The sequence below is a fragment of the Amycolatopsis sp. NPDC003676 genome, assembly GCF_053587275.1.
This window is the reverse complement of sequence record NZ_JBSFNS010000206.1, coordinates 1-7486: the sequence shown is the minus strand read 5'-3', so window position 1 is coordinate 7486 and position 7486 is coordinate 1. Positions and strand designations below refer to the sequence as shown.

Genomic DNA, 7486 nt, shown 5'->3' with positions numbered 1-7486 from the left:
TACGCGCCCGCACCCGAGACGTCGCCGCCCTCGCCCAGCTCGTCCGCGCCACGCTGGTTCGACTGCCCCCAGAACACCGGCTTCTTGTGAAACCGCGACTCCGGCGCGATGTAGGCCTCGATCCCGATGATCGGCTTGATCCCGTGCTTCTTCGACGTCTGGAAAAACTCGTCCCCGCCGTACATGTTCCCGTGATCAGTCATCCCGACCGCGGGCATCCCCAACCGGGCCGCCTCCGAGAACAAAGGACCGATCTTCGCCGCACCGTCCAGCATCGAATACTCGGTGTGGACGTGCAGGTGGACAAACGATGGCATGGCCGCATTGGACCCGCCGCACCGCGGCGGCGTCCAACAACCGACACGCGCGCCCGGACCACCTCCGGTTGTGCCCCGAGGTGACCGCCGGCGGACGAGTCCTTTGTGGACTCGTCCACCGGGCGGGTTTATTCTTCGGAGTCGTCGTCCGCGAGCAACGCGTACAACCGGCGGCGGGCTTCCCGCAGCACCTTGCGCGCCTCCGCGAACTGCGCCTCGGTGCCGGCGTGCGCGACCTGCGCCGCGGCCCCGCCCAACTCGCCGAGCTGCTGATAGAGCGCCGCGAACCGGTCGGCCCCAGGTTCCTCGTCACGCGCCGGAGACTCCCAAAGCGCGGCGAACTCCTCCTCCCGCCCGGCAACGTGCTCGCGCCCGGCTTCCGTGAGATGCGCGACGCGCCGCCCGCCTTCTTCCGCGGTGCGGACAAGGCCTTCGTCCTCGAGCTGCTGCAGGATCGGGTAGATGGATCCCGGGCTGGGCCGCCACTCGTCATTCGTGCGACGGCGGATTTCCTGCATCAACTGATACCCGTGGCGGGGCTCCTCGGCCAGGAGGGCGAGCACCGCCGGACGCACCGGGCGAGCCGGACCTCGCCCGCCTCGGCCGCCCTGAGGTGGGCCGCCGAAGAAGCCGCCCGGGCCGCCAGGACCTCCTGGCCCGCCGGGAAACCCGGGGAAGCCAGGGAACCCCGGAAATCCGGGAAACCCGGGCCGATGCGGCGGCCCGGGAGGCCCAGGCGGACCGGGAGGCCCAGGAGGAAACCCGCCGCGAGCCTCGAAGACGGTGTAGTCCCAGGCTTCCTCGCCACCGGGGTGCCCCGGGTGGCCGGGGAGCTCGCCCGGATGACCGGGGTGCGCGTGCCCCTCCCCCAGGTCGCGCGGCCAGCCATGGCGGTCGCCCGGTTCGCCCGCGTGCCATCCCGGATCACCGGGCCAGCCGAAGGCGGTTCCCGGTGCGCCAAACAGCCCGGTCTGGCCGAACCGGGCTCCGGGTCCGCCGAACACCGCGTGCTGGCCGAATCCCGGGCCTCGCCCGCCGAACACTCCCGCCCAGCCGCGTCCGATCGAACTTCCGAACCAGGCGTCCAGGTCACCGAACCCGTCCGAACGCCCGTGCTCCCCGCCTAGCTCGCCTCCCCAGGGCCAGCCGTGTCCTTCCCCCGGTCCGCCCGGATGTCGCGCCCTCCCGTCGCCGCGCGGGTCCGGTCGGTCGAGCGGCATGCCTCGACCGCCGTCACCAGGGCGAATCGGGCGGCCGAATCCGAACGGCATTCCGTGGCCGCCGGAACGCTCCGGGCCGCCGAAGCCCTGGAACAGGTGTCCTCCGCCTGCTGTCCTCGTCATGTAGTCCTCCCTAGTCGAACGATCGCCGATATGACCACGATATATCGGCGATTGTTCGACGGCAAGGCCACCCGAACCAGGGGCGGGAAAGATCAGGACGTCCCGGCGGGCGCGGTCGTCGCGCCTTCCCCGCCGAAGCGGATGGATTTCGCTTCCTTGCCCAGCGAGGTCAGCACGGCGACTGCGATGAGCACCGGGATCACCGTCCACAGCAGCGCGGCCGGGTACCCCTGCGACTGCGCGATGCTCTGCTGGATCGGCAGGTTCAGCGCGGCCAGCAGGTTGCCGAGCTGATAGGTGACGCCGGGGAAGAAACCGCGGATCGCGTCGGGGGACATTTCCGTGAGATGCGCGGGGATGACGCCCCACGCGCCTTGCACCATGACCTGCATCAGGAACGAGCCGAGCGCGAGCATCCCGGCCCCGTGGTCGACGGCGAAGATCGGGACGATCGGCAGGCCGAGGACCGCGGCGCCGACGATGGTCATCCGGCGGCCGAAGCGTTCCGACAAGGAGCCGAAGACCAGGCCGCCGATGATCGCGCCGACGTTGTACAGCACGGCGATCCACGTGCTGGTCGCGGCACTCAGGCCGGCCCCGCCGTGGTCGGTCGCTTTCAGGAAGGTCGGGTAGACGTCCTGCGTGCCGTGGCTCATCCAGTTGAACGCGGTCATCAGCAGCACGAGGTACCCGAACCGGCGCAGCACCTTCGGGTTGAACAGGACGTCCTTGACCGACGTCCGGGTGACGCGCATCTTCTCCTGCGCCGCCTCCCACACCTCGGATTCCTTGACCCGCGCCCGGATCAGCAGGCTGATCAGCGCCGGGAAAATGCTCAGCACGAAGATCCACCGCCACTCCAGGCCGAGCGCGGTGTGGAACAGCAGGTACGCCAGCGCGGCCATCAGGTATCCGGCGGAGTAGCCCGCCTGCAGCAGCCCGGAGAAGAAGCCGCGCCGCTCCACGGGAATCTTCTCCATCGCGAGCGCCGCGCCCAGGCCCCACTCGCCGCCCATGCCGATGCCGTAGATGAACCGCAGGATCAGCAGCACGGTGAAGTTCGGCGCGACCGCGCACAGCACGCCCGCCGCCGAGTACAGCAGGACGTCGACCATCAGCGGGATGCGTCGTCCGGACCGGTCCGCCCACAGTCCGAACAGCAGCGCGCCGACCGGGCGCATCACGAGCGTCGCGGTGGTGATGAACGCCAGCTGCGTGGCGGTGGCCCCGAACGATTTGTCCTTCGCGATGTCCGCGATCACGAACACGACCAGGAAATAGTCGAAGGCGTCCATGCTCCAGCCGAGCCACGCGGCCAGGAATGAGTTGCGCTGATCGGCGCTGAGTTTGCGTTTTTCCTTGCCCCCGGCTGCGTTTTCGGTCACCGGCTTGGTCTACACCCGGTGTGGCGGCGAGGCAAGAGTCGCATGTGGACTCAGGATCTCCCTGACATACCAAGCAAAACCGGAGGAATCGGGTTACCCGGACGTTTTCGCCGAACGGGTCAGCAGGTGCGCCTCGCGCATCCGGCCGTCCGCGGCGAACTGCCCGAAGAACGACACCTCGATCTCGAGCTCCTTTCCTCGCTGGCGTACGTGCAGCGTGTACCGCGCGGCGACCCGGTCGCCGTCCGCCATCGCCTCGTGGACTTCGATCCGGCTGTCCGGCCGGTTTTTCCGCACCGGACGGCAATGCGCGACCAGCCGATCGCGGTCGATCCGCACCCCGTCGGCGATCTGCACGACGTCTTGCGTGTGATAGCGGTCGACCACTGTCGCCGCGTCCTCGTCGGTGTGCACCAGATCGTCGGTGAACGACGTGAAGAAGCGCGCGATGAACTCCTTCGGATCAGCATGCGGATCGATGCGCTCCAGCGTGTCCATGACTCCTCCCAGATGAACTTGAACTCTGACACACTGTAAGATATCCGCTCGAGCTAAATTTGACAAGGTGTAAGAGATGTCGAAACTCCGCGCCGACGCCCAGCGCAGCCGCGCCGCCATCCTCGACGCGGCGCTCCGCGTGCTCGAGGCCGATCCGGACGCGAGCGTCGAGGGCATCGCGACGGCAGCGGGCGTCACCCGCCAGACCGTGTACGCCCATTTCCCTTCCCGAGAACGACTTCTGGCCGCGGTGCTGGAGCGGCTCACCGAAGAAGCCGTCGACGCGATGGACGCCGCCGGTCCGGACACGGGGCCCGCCGCGGACGCGATCTTGCGAGTCCTCTATGCCGCCCGCCGAGCGTCCTCGCGATACCCGATGCTGCTGCGCCGTCTCGGCTCGGCGCCCACCTCCGCGGAAGACGGCCGCGAGCAGCACGAGCCAGTCGCCGAGCGATTACGGCGGATCGTCGAACGCGGACAGCGCGCCGGCGAGTTCGACCGTCAACCCCCGGTGGATTGGCTGGTCACGGTCATCATCCAGTTGGGCCACGCCGCCGCAGGAGAGGCCGACGCAGGACGGCTTTCGCCCGAGGACGCGGAAAAAGAGCTGTCCGCCACGGTGCTGCGGGTACTCGGCGCGTCCTGACCCAGCTCAGATCGCGACGCGCGACTGAACCCGGCGGCCAATGTCCCGCGCCCACGCCCGAATCCGGTCCCAGTCGCGAAAATCCCCCGCCCGATTGCCCCGCGCCATCAGCTTTTCCAGCACCCCGTCCGCCAGCGCCGGATCAAGCCGCCCGCCGAACGTCTCGGTCCGCCCCGCATCAATCGCGGCCGCCAGCAACGTCACCCGCGCGGGCAAACTCACCCGGGCGAGATTCGCGCCCGTTCCGCACGGTCCACTGTGGAACAACCAGACCGGACGCGCCCGCAGCGCCTCGGTGTTGCGCTCCAGCAACCGCACCGCCTCGGGCCGCCACCGCGCGTAGTAGAGCGCACTGCCGACCACCACCGCGGCATACCTCGCAACGCTGTCGACCTCGCCCGCCCCGCGCACGTCGACGGCAAACTCGGCCGCGCGCAACTCCTCGCCGACGACTTCGGCGATCTCGCGCGTCCCGCCATGCTTGCCCGCATGCGCGACGAGGACATTGATCATGTCCTTATTGTCCACCCCTTCGGCAGACTCCGCCCGTCCGAAGCTGACGAAAGATCACCCGATAGTCCGAGGCCGAGAAGCCAACCCCCCAAACACCGTCTGAACCAACGCCAACCCGATCAACACCCCAAGCGCAGGCGTCCATGAAGAAGCGACGTCATGAATCGCGCCAATAACAATGGGCCCCAGCGCAGCCAGCGTATAACCGGCCGACTGAGCCATCCCGGACAACGCCCCGGCGTCAGCATAATCCTTGGTACGCAGCCCAAAAAGCGACAACGCCAACGCCAGCGTAATCCCACCGGCAAATCCAGCGAGAACAGCCCACACCACCGCAACCCCAGGGGCGACCAGCAACCCGGTCAACGCAGTCGTCAGCAACAACGAGGCAACGACAGCGACGACCCGCTGATCAGGCAGTCGATGAATAAGCGCGGAACAAACCAGACTCCCGGCCAGCCCGGAGAGATTGAACAGCAACTGGTGAAACCCAGCAGTCACCGAACTGATACCCGCAGCTTGCTCGATCGAGGACAACCAGGTCACCAACACATAGAAGGCCAGCGACTGCAGTCCCATGAATAGCGTGACCTGCCAAGCCAGCGCACTCGTCCAAGGCCGCGCCGCACCAGTCGCCCGCGCGAGCGCCGGTGCGGCCACGGAGCGGCGCAGTTGCGGCAGAAAAACCCCGAGTGCCACCAGCGCGAGCCCCGCCCAGATCCCCAAGGACAACCGCCACCCGCCGGACTGCTGCCCGGCCAGCGGAACCGCCACCCCGGCGGCAATCGCGGCAACACCTGACTGCACCGCCGTGTACGTTCCGGTAATCGGCCCGATCCGAGTGGGAAAATCGCGTTTGACCAGCGCCGGCAGCAAGACGTTCAGGATCGCGATCGCCACCCCGAGCACCACGGTTCCGATCCACAGCAACAACTGCGGCGGCGTGGAACGCAACAGGATCCCGACCGCGAGCAGCAGCACCGCCGCACCGAGCGCCCGCTCGAGCCCCAGCTTCGCGGCGACCTTGGGCGCGATCGGCGAGCACACGGCGAACGCGATGAGCGGCACACTGACCAGAACGGACGCGGCTACCGACGAAAGCCCCTGGTCGGCTTGAACGAGGCTCAGGATCGGGCCAAGGCTGGTGATCGCGGCGCGCAGGTTGGTGGCGATCAGCAGCACGCCGACGAGGATGAGCGCGGGACGCAACGGAGTCCCGCGCTCGGGAGGTGCGGGGGCGGGACGGGCAGTCATGCGGCGGCCTCCGCTACGGGAAGTTCCGGCCAATAAGGGGCGGGCGACCGGGTCGGACCGAGTGCCAAGACCGGCTCGGCATGCAGCGGGGCGCCCCGATTGAGGACCGAGGAAGCAAGGTGAGCGGTCGTGCCGCCGCGACGGGGAAGTCCCGGCAAACCAGAGACAGGTCGCGAGACCGGACCGACGACCAGAACAGACTCGACGCCCAACGGGGCACCGCCCAGGACCGCGGCAGCAAAGCGAGCCGTCATAACGCGGCCTCCGCCCGGGGAATCCCCTGCGAACCGGAAGCAGCCAGCAGAACCGGGTCGCTCATCGGATCCCCTCCCCCGAAGCCCGGAGCCATCCCGGACGCGACTGCCGCCAGAACCGCACCGAAGCGGCAGGCGCCTCCGAACTGGCCGGAATATTCCCGCCCCATCGCCCACCGGAAACCGCGGCAGGCGAAAACGTCACTTCCGATCTTGCCCGCCCGCAAGCCGCGCGAGCAAGATCCTCACCGGTACACCGATTCGTAAGCCGCGCTCAATTCGCGGTGCAATTCGGTCGAGTCGGGCAGCACCTTGCCGTCCAAGGTATGCACCCGAGTCAACTTGCGCACCGACGACGCGACGAAAACCCCGTCCCCCGAGAACAGATCGTCCGCGGTCAGCGTCTCGATCTTCGCGGTGAAACCAGCCCGCTCCGCTCCCCGGTACACCGCGGCCTGCGTCGTCCCGGGCAGGATGCCGATGATCGGCGGCGGCGTGTACAGCGTCCGGCCGCGCACCAGCACCACCGACACCGTCGGGCCTTCCAGCACCGAACCGTCGGTCGCGGTGAAGATGACGTCCGACGCGCCACGGCGATCGGCTTCGCGCAGGGCGGCCATGTTCACCGCGTACGACAGCGTCTTCGCGCCCAGCAGAAGCCACGGCGCGCGTTCGGCGAGGCCCGGTTCGACGCCTCGTTCCAGGGTGATCGCGGCGATGCCCTCGGTGCGCTCGCGCATCATCCTCGGGCTGATCTCTAGCCCGAGCGCGAAAGCCGTCGGCGGAGAGTCGGGCTCAGCGTCCAATCCCCTGGTGTAGATGAGTTTCATCGCGATTTCGCTGTCGTCGGGCCAATGGTCGATCACCGCGCGGACGGCCCGTTCCCACCGCGCGTCGTCCGGTTCGGGCAGCTCCGTCATCCGCGCCGACCGGGCCAGACGGTCCAGATGCAGGTCCAATTCCCGCGGTTCGCCGTCCTCGACCAGCACCGTCTCGAACACCCCGTCGCCGCGGAGCAGGCCGAGATCGGCGACCTTGATCGCCGGGTCGTCCGGGTCGGCTACAGAACCGTCCAGGTAGCCAAGAACACGCATGTCTTGATCCTCTGTTTGATGGCGCGACCGCTGTGTTTGATGGCGCCGACTCCGTCGGCGCGTGCGGGATCGCCTTTAAGTCGGCGTCTGAGGGAGTTGCGTACCCGGCCCAGGTCCACAGCGGACAGTGCACAAGAGACCAAACCGGCGCGGCCGAGGTTCCGGATCGCGTGCTGCATCGC

The 7486-nt window shown here is 68.4% G+C and carries 8 protein-coding genes; 1 reads left to right on the top strand and 7 read right to left on the bottom strand.

Annotation, left to right across the window (positions count from 1 at the left end):
- From ACWDNU_RS44530 to ACWDNU_RS44515, 4 genes are all read right to left on the bottom strand, one after another.
- The coding region (locus ACWDNU_RS44530) for a PHP domain-containing protein (RefSeq protein WP_449673284.1) at positions 1 to 317 on the bottom strand (317 nt) is incomplete at its 3' end.
- 128 nt (positions 318 to 445) lie between these two features.
- Positions 446 to 1660, bottom strand: a complete 1215-nt coding sequence (locus ACWDNU_RS44525) for a helix-turn-helix transcriptional regulator (RefSeq protein ID WP_449673283.1) — start codon at positions 1658 to 1660, stop codon at positions 446 to 448.
- A 92-nt stretch (positions 1661 to 1752) separates the two neighbouring features.
- Complete coding sequence (locus ACWDNU_RS44520) at positions 1753 to 2955, bottom strand: MFS transporter (RefSeq protein WP_449673285.1); 1203 nt, start codon at positions 2953 to 2955, stop codon at positions 1753 to 1755.
- Positions 2956 to 3138: 183 nt separating this feature from the next.
- The gene (locus ACWDNU_RS44515) at positions 3139 to 3543 is read right to left on the bottom strand and encodes a nuclear transport factor 2 family protein (RefSeq protein WP_449673282.1); all 405 of its coding nucleotides are present in this window, start codon (positions 3541 to 3543) and stop codon (positions 3139 to 3141) included.
- Positions 3544 to 3619: 76 nt separating this feature from the next.
- Here ACWDNU_RS44515 and ACWDNU_RS44510 point away from each other — a divergent pair, with 76 nt between their 5' ends.
- Positions 3620 to 4189, top strand: coding sequence for a TetR/AcrR family transcriptional regulator (locus tag ACWDNU_RS44510; protein WP_449673281.1), 570 nt, complete (start codon positions 3620 to 3622; stop codon positions 4187 to 4189).
- Between the two features lie 6 nt (positions 4190 to 4195).
- Here ACWDNU_RS44510 and ACWDNU_RS44505 read toward each other — a convergent pair whose 3' ends face one another.
- From ACWDNU_RS44505 to ACWDNU_RS44495, 3 genes are all read right to left on the bottom strand, one after another.
- Entirely contained in the window at positions 4196 to 4702 is a 507-nt protein-coding gene (locus tag ACWDNU_RS44505; protein WP_449673280.1) for a flavodoxin domain-containing protein, read from the bottom strand.
- A gap of 54 nt (positions 4703 to 4756) precedes the next feature.
- A complete protein-coding gene (locus tag ACWDNU_RS44500; RefSeq protein ID WP_449673279.1) occupies positions 4757 to 5884 on the bottom strand; it encodes a CynX/NimT family MFS transporter in 1128 nt (375 codons plus the stop codon).
- Positions 5885 to 6455: 571 nt separating this feature from the next.
- Positions 6456 to 7304, bottom strand: a complete 849-nt coding sequence (locus ACWDNU_RS44495) for an aminodeoxychorismate lyase (protein WP_449673278.1) — start codon at positions 7302 to 7304, stop codon at positions 6456 to 6458.
- Positions 7305 to 7486 lie beyond the last annotated feature (182 nt).

Excerpts from the sequence above, each read along its gene's own strand:
- ACWDNU_RS44520 (WP_449673285.1), bottom strand. The coding sequence starts at position 2,955 with ATGGACGCCTTCGACTATTTCCTGGTCGTGTTCGTGATCGCGGACATC.
- ACWDNU_RS44510 (WP_449673281.1), top strand. The coding sequence starts at position 3,620 with ATGTCGAAACTCCGCGCCGACGCCCAGCGCAGCCGCGCCGCCATCCTC.
- ACWDNU_RS44515 (WP_449673282.1), bottom strand. The coding sequence starts at position 3,543 with ATGGACACGCTGGAGCGCATCGATCCGCATGCTGATCCGAAGGAGTTC.
- ACWDNU_RS44505 (WP_449673280.1), bottom strand. The coding sequence starts at position 4,702 with ATGATCAATGTCCTCGTCGCGCATGCGGGCAAGCATGGCGGGACGCGC.
- ACWDNU_RS44495 (WP_449673278.1), bottom strand. The coding sequence starts at position 7,304 with ATGCGTGTTCTTGGCTACCTGGACGGTTCTGTAGCCGACCCGGACGAC.
- ACWDNU_RS44525 (WP_449673283.1), bottom strand. The coding sequence starts at position 1,660 with ATGACGAGGACAGCAGGCGGAGGACACCTGTTCCAGGGCTTCGGCGGC.